This is a genomic window from Cupriavidus sp. 05N39 (genome assembly GCF_056397325.1).
Genome location: NZ_JBFTNE010000031.1, coordinates 25161 through 40299, shown reverse-complemented (window position 1 = coordinate 40299; position 15139 = coordinate 25161). Strand labels below are relative to the sequence as shown.

Below are 15139 nucleotides of genomic sequence, written 5' to 3'. Positions count from 1 at the left end.
TTGCCGGCCTTAACTCGTGTCAACTCTGAAGCGCTCCCTCCAGGCAATCCTGCAAGCGCTCCGCATGGCCAGCGATCTTGTCGGCCTGATCGAGCCTGTTGATGATCCGCCGCGCATTCACGTAGTCCGTCTTGTCACCCGTGAGGTAGGCGGATAGCGTTTTCCCGGTGAATACACCTTCGCGCATCCCGATGGACATGATCCGATAGGCAGTCAGAGGATCCAGGACCCGCTCCGGGTCATCGACAAGCGAGGTGCCCAGTCCCAGACGCTTGCTCAGCTTTCCGTAGTTCCCGCGCCCGGTGATTTGCACGTAACCGCGGCCCTTGAACCGCAATCCGTCGCCGGCCTGCGTATTTCCAAGTGGTCCGGCCTTCGGCGGACGCTCGTACTGGAGAAAATACGAGTCCTTTCCGAACTCCGTGATGGGCTGCCAGCTATCCGCGCACTCGTGCTTCACGGTTGCCAGCATGTAGGCGACCCAGCGAACGTCCACGACGTCCGGATCGAGCTGCACGAAACCGAGGAGCCTGTCCAGGCCCGACAGCTTCGGCGCGGAGAGCGGCGCGAACGCCTGCTCATAGGCTGTGTAGAACGTCTGATGGTTGAACCACATACTTCGTCTATCATTTCCGCGGCGATTGCGCCAGGGGATTATAGGAGGTCGATGTATGCACGCCCCTCAGCCAAAAGAATGAACAACCCGGCAGCCGGGATATCGAACGCTGCCGCCATTTTTCCAGAACGAGGCGTCGGCCGGGGCCGTGGTTCAGCGCCGCGCAAGCGCGAGCGGGCGGCAAACGGCAGCCGGCACCTGACGTTCCGGTCCCGTAGCTGCGCCGCATGCAAATCCAGGTGCGCCAGCCGCGCGCTCCTACGCGGCCACGGACTGGTGCAAGCCGAATTTCACCCCTTGCGGATCGCGGCACATGCGGAACAGACCGAACCCGGGTTCACCGGGCCCGGCGTCATCGGCGTGACCGCCCAGGGCTTTCACCCTGGACACAGCGGCAAGCATGTCCGTCACCCGGAAAAAGACCAGCACCTGTGGCTCCGGATCATTGCCATGCAAGCCGACGCGGATCGACGGTGCCCGAAACCAGCCTTCACCGGCAAGCTCGGTGGGCTGGAAGGGCCAATCGAATAATTGGCGAAAAAAGTCCTGCGAGACGCGGGCATCCTGCCCGCCGATCTCAAGATAAGACACGCTGCCAGTCATATGGCACTCCTTGATCGCTGAAGTTGAATCCGGAGTATCTGGCCTGGCGGCGGATGCGGTCTTGAATAAAAATGACCTGCGTCCGCATGGACTATCTATGCATCCAGCAATGATGCGGGCTTCCCCGGCGCATCCGGGAACCCGGCCTGCGCATAAGCGGCTGGCGAGCATCCGGCAAACGCCTGGAATTCCCTGGTGAAATGACTCTGGTCGCTATAGCCGCATGCCGCGGCAACCTGGCTAAGCGCCATGCCCGGCGCCGAGGACATCAGGCCGTGGGCGCTGCCAAAACGAATGCACCGCGCCGCGGCCTTCGGACCCACGCCCAGGTGCCACTTGAAGCATGCCGCGAAGTGTCGTCCGCTCCATCCGATCCTGTCGCACAGTTGCCGGACCGGGACGCTCCCTTGCTCGCGCTCGAGTTCTTCCCATGCCCAGCGAAGCGCCGCGGGCACGGCCCTGCGGGGCGCCCCCAGGCGCCGCGCCAGGACCTGCTCGACGATCTCGAAACGCCGTTCCCATGCGGGCGCCCCATGCAGCGCCTCGGCCAGCAGGCCCGCCTCGCTGCCCCAGATGTCCGCGAGATCGACAACTCCGCCGGCAAGGACATCCGACGCGCCGTCAAACAGGCTGTAAGCCGCCCACGGCGGCAACTCGACTTCGACGCAGGACTGCGCGTCATCGTGCTCCACCGTGGTGGGCCCGGCTGGGTTGCCGACAACGAACGCCTGGTGGCGGCGCTGGTTCTTTCCCGCGCCAAGCAGGTAACCGGCGCCAAAGCCGATCACCACTTTGATGCGCGGACTGACCACTTCCACGCGCCGCACGGTTCGCCCCAGGTCTTCGCTGAAACCGGACAGCGTGCAGCCCCAGGAGCGCAAGCGCGCAAGGGGCGGGCCCGGCATGTACTGCCAGGACGACAAGGGCTGATCGCTCACAACCTCTCCCTCGGAATTCCAGCCGCGCATCGGACATCGCTCGCCGCGATGCGCGATGCGCGGGAAATAATGGTCCGGATAGCGCAGCCGGGCGAAAGCCGCAGTATGTTCCACTTTCCTCCCGCGCCCGCGCCGCCGTTCTAATCCACCTTGTTGAACAAGCTGCTCCCATGGTCATGCAGCAAGCCGATCAGGCGATCCGCCACCGGCGATAGCGGCACGTCCTTGCGATACGTCACACCAAAATTGCGCACCAGCGTGGCCGCCGCCAGGGGCACCTCTTGCAGTTGTCCGCCGCTTGCGCGCAAGGTGCGCCGCGAGACGAAGGTCAGCAATTCTGTGTCCGCCACCACGCGGGGAATCAGCGGGATCGAATTGGTCTCGATCTGCACCACGGGCCGGGGCAGGTCGCGCGACTCGAAGGCATGGTCCAGCCAGGTCCGGCTTGCCACCGCGCGGTTGGGCAGGGCCCATTGGCAAGCCGCGAGCGACTCCAGCGTGGCGCGCCGCGTCTTGAGGATCGGATGGCCCTTCGCTGCCGCGACGACCACGGTGTCCTTGAGCAGCGTCTCGCAGCGGAATTCCTCCTCCTCTTCCGGCACGAAGCCCAGCACAACGTCCAGACGCCCCTCGCGCAATTCGTCGCGTAGTTCGTAGTTGTTGCGGATCGTGAGCTGCAGCATCACGTCGGCGGCCTGCCGCAGCAGCATGCTGCAGATGCGGGGCAGCAGGTATTCCGCCCCAAGCGGGCCGCTGCCCAGCCGTACCGTGCCGGCTACCCCGCGCGCTATCGCGCTTACCTCGTCGCGCAACAGGTCGGCTTCCTGCAGCAGCAAGGTTGCGCGCGCCCGCAGCGCGATACCGGCCGCGCTGAGCTTCTGTCCCCTGCCATCGCGCTCGAACAACCCGGCGCCGAGCGACGCCTCCAGCCGGTCGATGGCCTTGGTGAGCGTCGGCTGGCTGCGGTGCACCAGTTCTGCCGCGCGCCGGAAGTTACCCGCGCTGGCCACGGCAAGGAAGTACTTGAGATCGCGGAGGTCCATGGAGTGCCTGGAGTCTGTGGGGTCTGTGGAGTGCGCTGCCGGGGGCAGCCTTGATTGATTACTAATATTTAACGAATTCCAAAAATTATAAGCTGGACGGAATCTGTCGTGAGGACAAGAATTCAGCACCGCATCGGCCGCACGCCGATTGTCCAATCGCCAGCTGACCATCTCCATGCCATATACCGTTTTCGTCACCGCTCCTCGCCTGGCCCCGGCCGGCGCCCGCCTGCTGCAAGCGGCCGGTTCGCGGATTCTCTATCTTGCCAATGCGGATGACGCTGGCGAGGTGGCGCGCATCCTCGCCACCGAACCGGTGGACGCCGTCATCTCCCGCACCGTCGCACTGAGCGGTGCGGCCATCGCGGCATGCCCCACGCTGAAGGTGATCTCCAAGCACGGCGTAGGCGTCAGCAACATCGATGTGGAAGCCGCAACCGCGCGCGGCATTCCCGTCTACGTCACGCCCGGTGCCAATGCCCCGTCGGTGGCCGAACTCACGCTCGGCCTGATGTTCGCGGCGGCGCGGCGCGTGGCGTGGATGGACCGGGAGATCCAGGCCGGCCGGTGGTCGCGCGCGCAGGACGGCATCGAGCTGCATGGCCGCACGCTGGGCCTGGTCGGCTTCGGGCAGGTCGCGCAACGGGTCGCCGGCGTATGCCTGGCGCTCGGCATGCCGGTGCTTGCCTTCGACCCGGCCCTGGCCGGGCACGCCAGCCCCGTGGAGGGCGTGGCCCTTGTCGGCACGCTCGATGCGCTCCTCGAAGCCAGCGACGTGCTGAGCCTGCACGTACCGCTGAACAGCCACACCCGCAACATGATCGGCGCGCCGCAGTTCGCGCGCATGCGGCACGGCGCCATCCTGCTCAATACGGCGCGCGGCGAAGTGGTCGACGAGCCGGCGCTGGTGCAGGCGCTGCAAAGCGGCCAGCTCTACGCAGCCGGACTGGACACCATGGCGGTCGAGCCCCTGCCCGCCGACAGCCCGTTGCGCGGCCTGGACAACATCGTCCTCACGCCCCATGTGGGCGGCTCCACGCCGGCCGCCCTGGCCGCGATGGCAAGCGGCGCCGCGCGCAATGTGCTCGGCTTCCTGCAGGGCACGCCGCCCGCGGCCACCGCCTGCGTCAATCCGCAGGTGCTGGACGGCGCCCCGGATGCCCTCAGCGCGTGACAGCGCGCCCCCAACCGACAGCAAGACACGAAGGAGACCTGGATGAGCAACGAAGCAAGCAGCACCGAAGCCGGCAACAAGGCATGGCCCGCGGGCTACCGCATCAACCCCTGCGCCGCCGGCCCCGCGCCGGATCTCGTCGCCGCCTTCCGCGAAATGCCGGTGGCGGCGATCGGCGATGCCATGAGCCGCAATATCGGCACCATCGGCCTGCGCCCCTATCACAGCCGGCCGGACACCGTCCTGTGCGGGCCGGCCGTCACCGTGCGCGTGCGCCCCGGCGACAACCTGATGATCCACAAGGCGCTGATGATGGTCCGCCCCGGCGATGTGCTGGTGATCGACGGCGGAGGCGACGTCACACAGGCGCTGGTCGGCGGCCTGATGCGCACCACTTGCCTGGCCAGACAGCTCGGCGGGCTGGTGATCGATGGCGCGGTGCGCGACGTACTCGAATGGGCGGAAGACGGCATGCCCATCTTCGCGCGCGGCAACACCCACCGCGGCCCGAGCAAGGACGGCCCCGGCGAGATCAACGTGCCGGTCTCGTGCGCGGGCATGGCCGTGCTGCCGGGCGACCTGATCGTGGGCGACGCGGACGGCGTGATCGCCGTGCCCGCCGCGGAGGCCGCCGAGATCCTGCAGCGCACCGGCGCCCACCTGCAGAAGGAAGCGCGGATTCGCGCCGACAACGCCGCCGGCACCTCGGACCCCGAACGGTTCGACGCGGCGCTGCGCGCCAAGGGACTGCCGGTCTGAATCCGGCGCGGCACCGCCCGCGCGGGTGCCAAGAAAAACAGGAGACAAAACATGCAACGACGCCATTTCCTCCAGGCCACCGCCGCCATGGCGCTGGCCACCGCCGGCATCGCCCGTGCGCAAGGCACGTGGCCACAGAAACCCATCCGGCTGGTGGTGCCGTTCCCGCCCGGCGGCGGCACCGACACCACCTCGCGGCTGGTCGCCGAGAAGCTGACCCTGACCGACCACTGGACGCTGGTGGTGGACAACAAACCCGGCGCGGGCGGCAATATCGGCCTGGACGCGGTGGCCAGATCGGCGCCGGACGGCTACACCATTGGCATGGGCCAGGCCGCCAACCTGGCGATCAACCCCGCGCTGTACCCGAAGATGCCGTTCGATCCCCTGAAGGATTTCACGCCGGTCGCCGGCGTGGCGGAACAGCCCGTGGTGCTGGTGGTGCGCCAAGACTCGCCGCTGCGCACGCTGGCCGACTTCGTCAAGGCGGCCAGGGCGCGCAACGGCGATATGGGCATCGCCCAGGCCGGCAACGGCACCGTGGGCCACCTGGCCGGCGAGATGCTGGCGCGGCGCGCCGGCGTGCGTGTGCTGCAGGTGCCGTACAAGGGCGCCGGCCCGGCCATGACCGACCTGCTCGGCGGCCAGGTGGACACTTACTTTGRCAACACCGTTTCCGTGATGCCGCAGTTGTCGGCCGGCAAGATCCGCGCGCTGGCTGTGACCTCGGCGAAGCGCCTGCCTTCCCTGCCCGCAGTGCCGACGGTGGCCGAACAAGGATTCGCAGGCTTCGAGGCCACCACGTGGCTGGGCCTGGTCGGCCCCGCCGGCTTGCCCGCCAATGTCACCGAGCGGCTGGGCGCGGCGACCATCAGGGTGCTGGCGCGCCCGGACGTGCAACAGAAGCTGGCGCAGGAAGGCAGCGTGCCGACGCCGCAGACCGCGGCGCAGTTCGCCGCGCACATTCGTGCCGAGCACGCCAAATGGGGCGCGCTGATCCGCGAAGCGCAGATCAGGCTGACCTGAGACGCCAGACGGAAAGCAAGCCCAACCTTCTTCAACCGGAGTTTCTGCAAAATGGAAAGCGTTGACTGCGCCGTCATCGGCGCTGGCGTGGTGGGACTCGCCATCGCCCGCACCCTGTCCGCCGCCGGCCGCGAAGTGGTCATCCTGGAGGCGGAGAACGCCTTCGGCACCCACACCAGCGCGCGCAATTCGGAAGTCATTCATGCGGGCATCTCGTATGCGCCGGGCTCGCTCAAGGGCAGGCTTTGCGTGGCCGGCAAGGCGGCGCTGTACGACTACTGCGCCGAGCGCGGGATCGGTTACCAGCGCATTGGCAAGCTGATCGTCGCGGTACAGGAAGCCGACCTTCCCGAACTGCACAACTACGTGGAGCTAGGCGCGGCCCAGGGTGTCACCGACCTGCGCATCATCGGCGCCGCCGAGGCGCGCGCCCTGGAGCCGGAAGTGGCTTGCGCGGGGGCCTTGCTGTCACCGTCGACCGGCATCGTCGACAGCCACGGCCTGATGCTGGCCTACCTGGGCGACGCAGAACGCCATGGCGCTGCGCTGGCACTGAGTAGTCCGGTGCTGGCAGGACAGCCAACCCCGGATGGCATCGTTCTGAAGGTGGGCGGCGCCGAACCAACGGAATTGCTGTGCGGCACCGTCATCAACGCGGCTGGCCTTGGCGCGCAGCGAGTGGCAACGGCCATCGCGGGCATGCCGGCCGACAAGATCCCGCCGCTCTATCACGCCATCGGCCACTACTTCACGCTGGGCCGCCCATCGCCCTTCCAGCGCCTGGTCTATCCCGCCGGCCGCGCAGGCGCGCTGCGCGCGCACGTAACGCTGGACCTGGGCGGGCAGTGCAAATTCGGCCCGGACCTGGACTGGCGCGACGGCGTGGACTACCGCTTCGACGCCTCGCGCGAAGCCGCGTTCTACCACGCCGTGCGCCGCTACTACCCCGGCCTGCGCGATGGCGACCTGCAACCCGGCTATACGGGCATCCGCCCCCGCCTGGCCGGCCCGGGGTCGTCAATGCACAACAGCGCCACCGACTTCATCGTGCAAGACGAGCGCGAGCATGGCATTCCGGGCCTGCTCAACCTGTTTGGCATCGAGTCGCCGGGGCTGAGCGCATCGCTGGCCATCGGTGGTTACGTCGGGCAACGGGTGGCCGCGCTGACGCCCTGATTGCCGGCCACGCTGGCAGGTTGCCATGGCGCCGCTGGGCGAGTAAACCTGACTGACTGCGGTCAGGCCGCCGGCGGCGCCGTCGAGCCGCGAACGATCAGCTCCGGGCACAGCACCACGCTGGCCGCCTCGGCGCCTGCGCCTTTGATGCGCGCCAGCAGCAAGGTGGCAGCCTTCGCCCCCATTTCGTGCACCGCGATGCGGATCGTGGTGAGCGGCGGCGTGAGTGCATCCACGAACGGCATATCGTTGTGGCCAACCACCGAGACCCGGCCAGGGCAGGCGATCCCCGCTTCGCGGAAATAGTCGTAGCATCCCAGCGCCACCAGGTCGTTGCCGGCGGCGATCGCAGTCAGGGCGGGAAACTGCGCGAGCAGCGCCTGGCATGCCTCGCGGCCCGCTTCGCGGCCGTAGTTCGCCGCTTCCACGATCATCCATTCGCTCTTGCGCAGCTTGTGCTTGCGCACCGCTTCGATAAAGCCCAGCTTGCGCTGGTGCCCGGTGGACAACGAGTCCGGACCGGCGATATGGCCGATACGGCGATGGCCCAGCGCAAGGAGGTGATCCACCGCCAGCCGCATCCCCACCATGTTGTCGCTGACCACGCAGGGCACCCTGCCGAGATCCTCCCCGCGATTGACCATGACTACGGGGATGTTCTGCTTGACGCAGTAATCCAGGACGGGATCCTCGCGCTCGGCGGTGGCGAGGATCAGGCCATCGACCTGGCGCCCGAGCATCTGGTCGATGACGAAGCGCTGCCGCGCCTTGTCGGCGCCGACATTGACCACGATGGGCACATAGCCTTGGGAGGCCAGCACGCCTTCGAGCCCGGCGAGGATGGGCGGAAATACCGGATTGGCAATATCCGGCAGCACCACGCCGATCAGTCCGGAGCGCTTGGTGCGCAAGCCGGCGGCGATGCGGTTCGGCCGGAAGCCAAGCTCATCCGCCATGCGCAGGATGCGCTCCGCCACCTCGTCCGCGACCAGGTGCCGGGTGGACGCATTCATCACCCGGGAGACAGTGGAGTAATGGACATCCGCCTTCGCCGCCAGGTCCTTGAGGGTAATGCGCTTACGCTGGTCCATGACGGCAGGCTGGGGGGTGCGGTGAATGAGAACATGCCATTTTATGCGAAGACGGCCGAACCGCCCTCCATCCCAGGCCGCCGTGGCCACGCGCGCTTGCGCGTGGCCACCTCAGCTTGCCGGCGCCCTACTGGCCAGCCTGCACGCCCGACTGCCTGACCACCGGCGCCAGCTTGGCGATCTCCGCCTTGATGTAGCGCTCGAACTCCTGCGGCGTGGACGTACGCGGCTCCGCCCCTTGCACCAGCAGGCGCTCGCGCACCGCCGGCGTGCCTAGCGCTTTCGCGATTTCGCCATTCAGCGCCGTGACGATTTCCTTCGGCGTACCGGCAGGCGCCAGCACGCCGAACCAGGACTCGAATGCATAGCCGGGCAGGCCCGACTCCGCCACGGTCGGGATGTCCGGCAGCGAGGTTGCCCGCCGGGGCGTGGTGACCGCCAGCGCCTTGAGCTTGCCCTGGCGCACGAACGGCATCGCCGAGACCGTGGGCGCGAACATCAGGTCGACGCGGCCCGCCATGACATCGGTCAGCGCCTCGCCCGTGCCCTTGTAAGGGATGTGCGCGATGTCCACACCAGCCTCCATCTTGAACAGCTCGCCGCTCAGGTGGGTCGAACTGCCGGAGCCGGCCGAGTCGAAGTTCATGGCGCCCGGCTTCGCCTTGGCGGCCGCCACCACGTCCTTGACCGAGCCCAGCTTGCTGGCGCCGTTGACCACCAGCACGTTGGGCACCGTCGCCACCAGCGTCACCGGGGCGAAGTCCTTGACGGTGTCGTAGGGCAGCCTGGGATACAGCGTGGCGTTGATGGCATGCCCGACCGACACCAGGATCAGGGTGTAGCCATCGGGCGCCGCCTTGGCGACCAGCGCGGCGCCAAGCGTGCCGCCGGCACCGGGCCGGTTCTCCACAATCATCTGGTAACCGCCGGATTCGCCCAGCCTGGTGCTGACGATGCGGGCGAGGATATCGGTGGCGCTGCCCGATGAGAATGGCACCACCAGCCGGATGGGTTTGGTGGGGTACCTGGCCGGCTGGGCATGTGCCTGCCCGGAAGCGCCCGGCAGGGCGAACGCACCCGCCACGCCGGCCGCGGCGGCGGCGCGTATCAAGCTCTTTCGAATCACGTTTGTCTCCTCCACCGCCTCTTGGCCGGCCGGATCGCAATCCGGCCGCGGTTGGGCGGTGCGATGGTCAGGTTCGAGGGTTAGAAGTAATGGCGCATGCCAAGCGCGAAAGTTTGCGGATCGGCCCCCGCGGACACCCCTAGACCGTTGATGGCGAAATCGTAGATGGCGTTTTTCTTGTTATTGATGCGGCTGTAGTAGGTAAAGAGCGCGGTGCGTTTGGACAGCGGATAGTCGTAGCCGATCGTGATCTGTGTTGCGCCGGTATCCGCGCCGCTGCTGATGGACCCCACCGTCTCGGTGGCGTTGCCAGCACCGTTGCTTGCCAAGGTGAAGCCCAGTCTTATGCTGCCCGGCCCGAGCTTTTGCACCACCGAGGTGTAGTAGCCGTTGCGCGTCAGGTCGCCCGTGGCGGTGCGGTAGTGCAGCCGTTCGTAGACCGCCGCGATCCTGGTGGTCGGGAACTGGTACGACACCCCGACCTTGATGGCGTCGTCGTTGCGGCCGGCAGTCTGGTAATGCTGGTGCAGTTCGTAGGCCAGCGCCACATTGAGCGGCCCGCGGTCATAGGTCGCGGCGAACGAATACAGCGCCGGGTTACGCGGCGTCGTGAGCTTTTCCTCGGGCACGCCCCAGCCCACCCCTCCGCGCAAGCCGTTCCATTCGGCGCTGCGGTACTGCACGATGTTCTGCTGCCGGCGGTCGAAGGAGCTGGTGTTCTGGATGTTGTTCGTGGTCGATGCCGCGCCGTTGCTGATCAGGGCCATATACCCGGCCGTGGTCGGGTAATAGGGATCGTATTCCATGGTGGCTTCGGTGTACGGCGTGGTCCAGTGCCCCATGAAGAAGGTCCCGTAGCTGCCGGTCAGGCCAATGCGCGAGTTCCGTCCCGCAATCTGCCCGGTCCCGTTGTCAAGCGACAGGTTGCTTTCGATCTGCCAGATTGCCTTTAGTGTTCCGCCGAGTCCTTCCTCTCCCCGCAGGCCGAAGACCGACCGGTTATTGGTCAGCCGTCCCACGCCGCCCAGCGAAGTACCGTCCATAGCGGTGCTGGCACGCGAATACTCGATGCTGGTATTCAGACGCCCATAGATCGTCACCGAGGATTGCGCGTACACCGGAGCGCATGCCACCGCAACCAGCGCCAGCCACCGGTGCCCGGCAGCGCCTGTGCCACAACCCTTGCCTGCATCCTCCCACCCACGCCTCCAGGCTTCTTCCATGTTCCCTCCCCTTGGTACGGGATCGCAACGCTCGATTCACCACGTCAATTTGAAGCATGTGCAAACGTTTGCATTCAAACTAAAAAATCTGCGGGATCATGGCGGACAGGGCATGGCCAGCAGCAGCATGGCAGGACGGTTGCCCGGATTCTCCACCTTGCGGGCTTCGCCCGGCGCAAGCCGCACCGAGTCGTATTGCGCCAGTCGCACAACCTCCGTCCCGCTGCTGATGGTCACCTCTCCCTCCAGCACCACGTAGTGTTTTTCCAGGGGCGAAGCATCCAGCCCGGTATGGCCGCCCGGCAGGATGACCGAGACGCCTAACCAGAGCGACTCGGACGGCCCTGCCTCGTGGCCCTGCAGGCGCAGGCAGCGCATGCCCTCATGCCGGGGCGGAAAATACGCCGGCGCCGTGGCGAAACGCGTCGTGTTCACGGCGTCAGCACCACGCGTTCCCGGGCGCCCTGCAACACGGCGCGATACGCGTCGGCAGCACTGGCCAGCGGAAAGGTGTAGTCGGCGCGCACCGGGAAGGGCTTGAGCTGCTCTTCCGCGAACATCGGGGCGAGCTGATCGAAGACCGCCGCGCATGCGATGCTGTCCATCGCCAGCGTATCGATGCCCACATAGGTATGCTGGCCGCGGTAGAAGGCAAAGATGTCGAACGGCACGGCGCGGTCGATGGTCGAGATGAAGATCTGCGCGGCGCCGGTCGCCATGGCCTTGTTGGCCTGCTCGAAGTATGGGCTGCCGACCGTGTTGTAGACGATATCGGCCCCGTGGCCGTCGGTTTCTTCCCGCACCAGCTCGGCGATGTTGTSGCGGCTGGCATCCATTATGCGCACCGTGCTGCTTGCGTGGCCACGATACGGGCCGGCCTCTCGCTCCACGGCGAATACATGAGCGCCCAGCGCGGTGGCAATCTGGATGGTGGCCTGGCCAACCTTGCCGTTGCCGCCGCAGACCAGCACCACGCTGCCCGCCTTCGGCAAGCCGGCGCGCCGCAGGCCTTCGTAGGCGGTCACGAACGGGACGCCGACCGCGCCGGCTTCCCGCAGCGTGACGTTGGCAGGCTTCTCGCGCACCGCGGCGGCGTCCAGCGTCAGGTAACGGCTATGCGTGCCGTCGCGGCGAATGCCAAGCTCGCCGCCGCTGCCCCAGACTTCCTTGCCCAGCAGGTGCGCGGGACCGTCCACCACCACGCCGGCGTAGTCGCGGCCAGGCACGCGCGGCCACACGGCGTGCGGCATCAGTCCCAGCGTGGCCTTGACGTCGCTCGGGTTGACGCCGGCACTGGCCACCTCGATGACGCACTGGCCGGCAGCGGCGGCTGGCTTGGGAATGCCGACGAATTCGAGCCGCAGCTCGTCGATGTTCGCGGCCTTGCGGGAAACGCGGATAGTGTTCATCTTGTCGTGCACCTGGTTACGTTTGTAGGTAGTTGTGTTGTCAATATGAAGGAGCGCCGCTGGCAGGATTGCCTTCGCGCTCATGCCGCCCGCAGGCCGAGCGTGGCCCGGGCCTCGCGCGGCGACGCGATTGCGCCGCCCAGCGACGCGATGATGTCCCGCGCCTTGGCGACCAGCGCGGCGTTGTCCGGCGCGAGCACGCCCTTCTCCAGGTAGATGTTGTCTTCCAGGCCGACCCGGACATGCCCTCCCGCCAGCCACGACTGCGCCACGATCGGAAACTCCGCGCGCCCGATGCCGAAGGCCGACCAGTGCGCGCCCGGCGGCAGCATGTTGCGGGCATAGAACAGGGTTTCCGGCGTGGCCGCGAAACCGTATTTCACGCCGAGCACGAAGGTCCAGAGGCCGGGACCGTCCAGCACGCCGTCCTTGATGAAGTCGCGCGCCATGTGGAGGTCGCCGGAGTCGAAGATCTCAAGCTCAGGCATGACCCCCGCGCTGCGGATGACGGCCGCCATCTTGCGTACGTTCTTCGGCGTGTTGATGACCACGTCGGGGCCGGAGTTCATGGTGTTGAGGTCCAGCGAACACACGTCGGGGCGCAACGCGGCAATATGCGCCACGCGCACCTCCGGACGAACCAGCGTGGTGCCGGCGGCGGCCCGGCGAGGCTCGTCGTCGTCCGGTACGAAGCGTCCGCCAGGGCCGGTGGTGAGGTTGATGATCAGCGCCTTGTTGCGCTTGCGGATCTCTTCGATGACCTCGGCGTAGTACTCGAGCGCCATCGATGGCCGGCCGGTCGCGGGATCGCGTACATGGATATGGGCGACGGCGGCGCCGGCCTCGGCTGCTTCCAGTGCCGCGGTGGCGATCTGCGCGGGCGTCACGGGTAAGCCGGGATGTTGCTCGGGGGTGACGATGTTGCCGGTGACGGCGCAGGTGATGATGGTATTTCTGCTGTGCATGGCGGACGGGTTGATGTCTCGAAAACGGGTTCTTTGCGCTTCGGTGCGGGCGAGCGCAGCCGAATCACCCAAGCTGGCGCCCGCCGTCGACCACGATGGTGGTGCCGGTGGCAAATCGCAGCGAAGTCGCGCAGGCAACAATGGCATCGGCCACATCGTCCGGCCTGCCGATGCGCTTGAGCGGCGTGGTCTTCGCCGCCCGCTCGTTGAAGGCGCTGTCGCGCCCCGGCACGAAATCCGTATCCACCACGCCGGGCGATACGTTGAGCACGCGGATCTCCGGCGCCAGCGCGCGGCCCAGCGAGACGGCCATCATGTCGAGCCCCGCCTTCACGGCGCAGTACGCGACATTGCTGCCCATGCCGGTGCGCCCGGCGATCGATCCCACGTTGACCACCAGCCCTTCCCCGGTGGCCTTCAGGTGCGGGGCCATCGCGCGGATCGCGGCGAACTGCCCGCGCCAGTTGACGGCGAACATCTGGTCGATGAGCGCGTCGTCCAGCATGTCCAGGTCACCGTGCGGGATCGCCCTGGTGAAGCCGGCGCTGTTGACCAGCATGTCGATGCGGCCGTACTTGCGCTGGACTTCATCGGCAAGGCGCGTGAGCGAGGCCGTGTCGCTGACCTCCGCCACGCCAGCATGGTGATTGCCCGCCGGCAGTCCGGCCACGGCGTGCGCGGCGGTCTCCGGCTTGCGGCTGACCAGCACGACACTGGCACCGAGGCTTGCCAGCTTGTGCGCCGTGGCCATGCCGATGCCGCCCGTACCGCCAAGGATGACGGCGACCTTGCCGGCAAGCTGCGGCATCACCGCTTGATCTGAAATTGCCATATTGAGTTTTTCTGTCGTAGGTAATCAGTCGATGGGAGGCGTCGGGAAGGTCTGCTCGCCGGGCTCCAGCACGAAGTTGAAGTCGAGCGTGTAGAACGGCGCGGAGAATCCGCCCCACGGGCTGGCGCCGTCGTCCACGCGGCGGAAGTGCCCGACCAGTTCGCGGTGCACGCCGAAGGTCACGTCCGATTCCAGGTGTTCGGAGTCATCCGCGAACACCTGCGTCACCAGCGTGCGATAGCCTGGCGCGGCCGCGATGAAATGAATATGCGCGGGGCGGTACGGATGGCGGTTCTGTTCGGCCAGCAGCTTGCCGACGGGACCATCGGTGGGCACGGGATAGCCTGCCGGGCGCACGGAACGGAAATGGAAACGGCCGTTCGCATCGGTGCGAAAGGCACCGCGCAGGTTCTTGTCGGGCTGCGACGGATCCTGGTTGTCGTAGAGACCGACCGGCGATGCCTGCCAGGCCTCCACCAGCGCGCCAGCCAGCGGCTCGCCCGCGGTGTTGCGCACCTGCCCCGTCACGAACAGCGGCAGGCCCGGCGTCTCGCCTAGCACCACGCAATCCCCGCAGTCGTAGGACGGCGCGCCGCCGCGATAGAACGGCCCGAGCAGCGCGCCCGGCGTGCGGCCGCCGGTGGTGCCGTTGTTCATCAGCGTGACCAGCGTCGACAACCCCAGCACATCCGCCGCCAGCACTACCTCATTGTTGGTGGCGTTGGTGGCGTGGCCAAGCGCTGCGAGGTAGCGCAGCCCGGACTCGAACTCCTCGTCACTCGGGCGTACCTCCCTCAGGAAGGCATGCAAATGATCGACCAGCGCGTCGACGACCTGGCGCAGGCGCGGGTCGGCGGTATCGTGCATGGCCCGCTTCACCAGCTGGCTGAGCGTGTGTTCATCGTCCACCACGGCAAGGCCCTGGCCATGCCTCGGGGCAAGTATCGTCTCCATATGCCTCTCTCTCGCTACTTTTGTTTTGCAAACGTTTGCATGACATCCGGATTATGGGCCAGCTTTTGAAAAAATCAAGGGAATTTGCAATGCGATCTGGCAGGCGGATCAAGGCACCACGCTGCCCTGAGCGGCGGGTGCGGCTCCTGTCCGGAGGGAGCGATGCAGGCATTGAGACTCTCGCACCCATGGTTCCGTTCTATG

16 protein-coding genes are annotated in these 15139 nt (G+C 67.0%); 4 read left to right on the top strand and 12 right to left on the bottom strand.

Going from position 1 to position 15139, the window contains the following annotated elements; all coding sequences use genetic code 11:
* Positions 1–19: 19 nt before the first annotated feature.
* The 4 genes from AC1DN0_RS16780 to AC1DN0_RS16765 form a co-directional block, all read right to left on the bottom strand.
* On the bottom strand, positions 20–616 hold the full coding sequence (locus AC1DN0_RS16780; RefSeq protein WP_441625250.1) for a hypothetical protein: 597 nt from the start codon (positions 614–616) through the stop codon (positions 20–22).
* 258 nt (positions 617–874) lie between these two features.
* Entirely contained in the window at positions 875–1219 is a 345-nt protein-coding gene (locus AC1DN0_RS16775; protein ID WP_441625248.1) for a VOC family protein, read from the bottom strand.
* Positions 1220–1314: 95 nt separating this feature from the next.
* Positions 1315–2271, bottom strand: coding sequence for an AraC family transcriptional regulator (locus AC1DN0_RS16770; RefSeq protein ID WP_441625246.1), 957 nt, complete (start codon positions 2269–2271; stop codon positions 1315–1317).
* A gap of 26 nt (positions 2272–2297) precedes the next feature.
* Positions 2298–3200 carry a LysR family transcriptional regulator gene (locus AC1DN0_RS16765; RefSeq protein ID WP_441625244.1) on the bottom strand — a complete coding sequence of 301 codons (903 nt, stop codon included), beginning with the start codon at positions 3198–3200 and terminating at the stop codon, positions 2298–2300.
* Between the two features lie 175 nt (positions 3201–3375).
* Here AC1DN0_RS16765 and AC1DN0_RS16760 point away from each other — a divergent pair, with 175 nt between their 5' ends.
* Genes AC1DN0_RS16760 through AC1DN0_RS16745 form a run of 4 tightly spaced genes read left to right on the top strand, consistent with a single transcriptional unit; the run spans position 3376 to position 7335 of the window.
* Positions 3376–4374, top strand: coding sequence for a hydroxyacid dehydrogenase (locus tag AC1DN0_RS16760; RefSeq protein WP_441625242.1), 999 nt, complete (start codon positions 3376–3378; stop codon positions 4372–4374).
* A 42-nt stretch (positions 4375–4416) separates the two neighbouring features.
* Positions 4417–5133 (top strand): RraA family protein, encoded by a 717-nt coding sequence (locus AC1DN0_RS16755; RefSeq protein ID WP_441625240.1) that lies wholly within the window; start codon positions 4417–4419, stop codon positions 5131–5133.
* 51 nt (positions 5134–5184) lie between these two features.
* The gene (locus tag AC1DN0_RS16750; RefSeq protein ID WP_477145854.1) at positions 5185–6159 is read left to right on the top strand and encodes a Bug family tripartite tricarboxylate transporter substrate binding protein; all 975 of its coding nucleotides are present in this window, start codon (positions 5185–5187) and stop codon (positions 6157–6159) included.
* A 51-nt stretch (positions 6160–6210) separates the two neighbouring features.
* Positions 6211–7335 (top strand): NAD(P)/FAD-dependent oxidoreductase, encoded by a 1125-nt coding sequence (locus AC1DN0_RS16745; protein ID WP_441625236.1) that lies wholly within the window; start codon positions 6211–6213, stop codon positions 7333–7335.
* Between the two features lie 62 nt (positions 7336–7397).
* Here AC1DN0_RS16745 and AC1DN0_RS16740 read toward each other — a convergent pair whose 3' ends face one another.
* The 8 genes from AC1DN0_RS16740 to AC1DN0_RS16705 form a co-directional block, all read right to left on the bottom strand.
* Complete coding sequence (locus tag AC1DN0_RS16740) at positions 7398–8426, bottom strand: LacI family DNA-binding transcriptional regulator (RefSeq protein WP_441625234.1); 1029 nt, start codon at positions 8424–8426, stop codon at positions 7398–7400.
* A 127-nt stretch (positions 8427–8553) separates the two neighbouring features.
* Entirely contained in the window at positions 8554–9537 is a 984-nt protein-coding gene (locus tag AC1DN0_RS16735; protein WP_441625312.1) for a tripartite tricarboxylate transporter substrate binding protein, read from the bottom strand.
* A 95-nt stretch (positions 9538–9632) separates the two neighbouring features.
* Positions 9633–10775, bottom strand: a complete 1143-nt coding sequence (locus AC1DN0_RS16730; RefSeq protein WP_441625232.1) for a porin — start codon at positions 10773–10775, stop codon at positions 9633–9635.
* Between the two features lie 96 nt (positions 10776–10871).
* Positions 10872–11210: a cupin domain-containing protein gene (locus AC1DN0_RS16725; protein WP_441625230.1), complete on the bottom strand. Its 339-nt coding sequence runs from the start codon at positions 11208–11210 to the stop codon at positions 10872–10874.
* Positions 11207–12184, bottom strand: a complete 978-nt coding sequence (locus AC1DN0_RS16720; protein WP_477145853.1) for a quinone oxidoreductase family protein — start codon at positions 12182–12184, stop codon at positions 11207–11209. Before AC1DN0_RS16720 ends, AC1DN0_RS16725 begins: the two co-directional genes overlap by 4 nt.
* Before the next feature lie 80 nt (positions 12185–12264).
* Entirely contained in the window at positions 12265–13149 is an 885-nt protein-coding gene (locus tag AC1DN0_RS16715) for a beta-keto acid cleavage family enzyme (RefSeq protein ID WP_441625226.1), read from the bottom strand.
* Positions 13150–13213: 64 nt separating this feature from the next.
* Entirely contained in the window at positions 13214–13981 is a 768-nt protein-coding gene (locus tag AC1DN0_RS16710) for an SDR family NAD(P)-dependent oxidoreductase (RefSeq protein WP_441625224.1), read from the bottom strand.
* Positions 13982–14005: 24 nt separating this feature from the next.
* Complete coding sequence (locus AC1DN0_RS16705; protein ID WP_441625222.1) at positions 14006–14935, bottom strand: dioxygenase family protein; 930 nt, start codon at positions 14933–14935, stop codon at positions 14006–14008.
* Between the last annotated feature and the right edge of the window lie 204 nt (positions 14936–15139).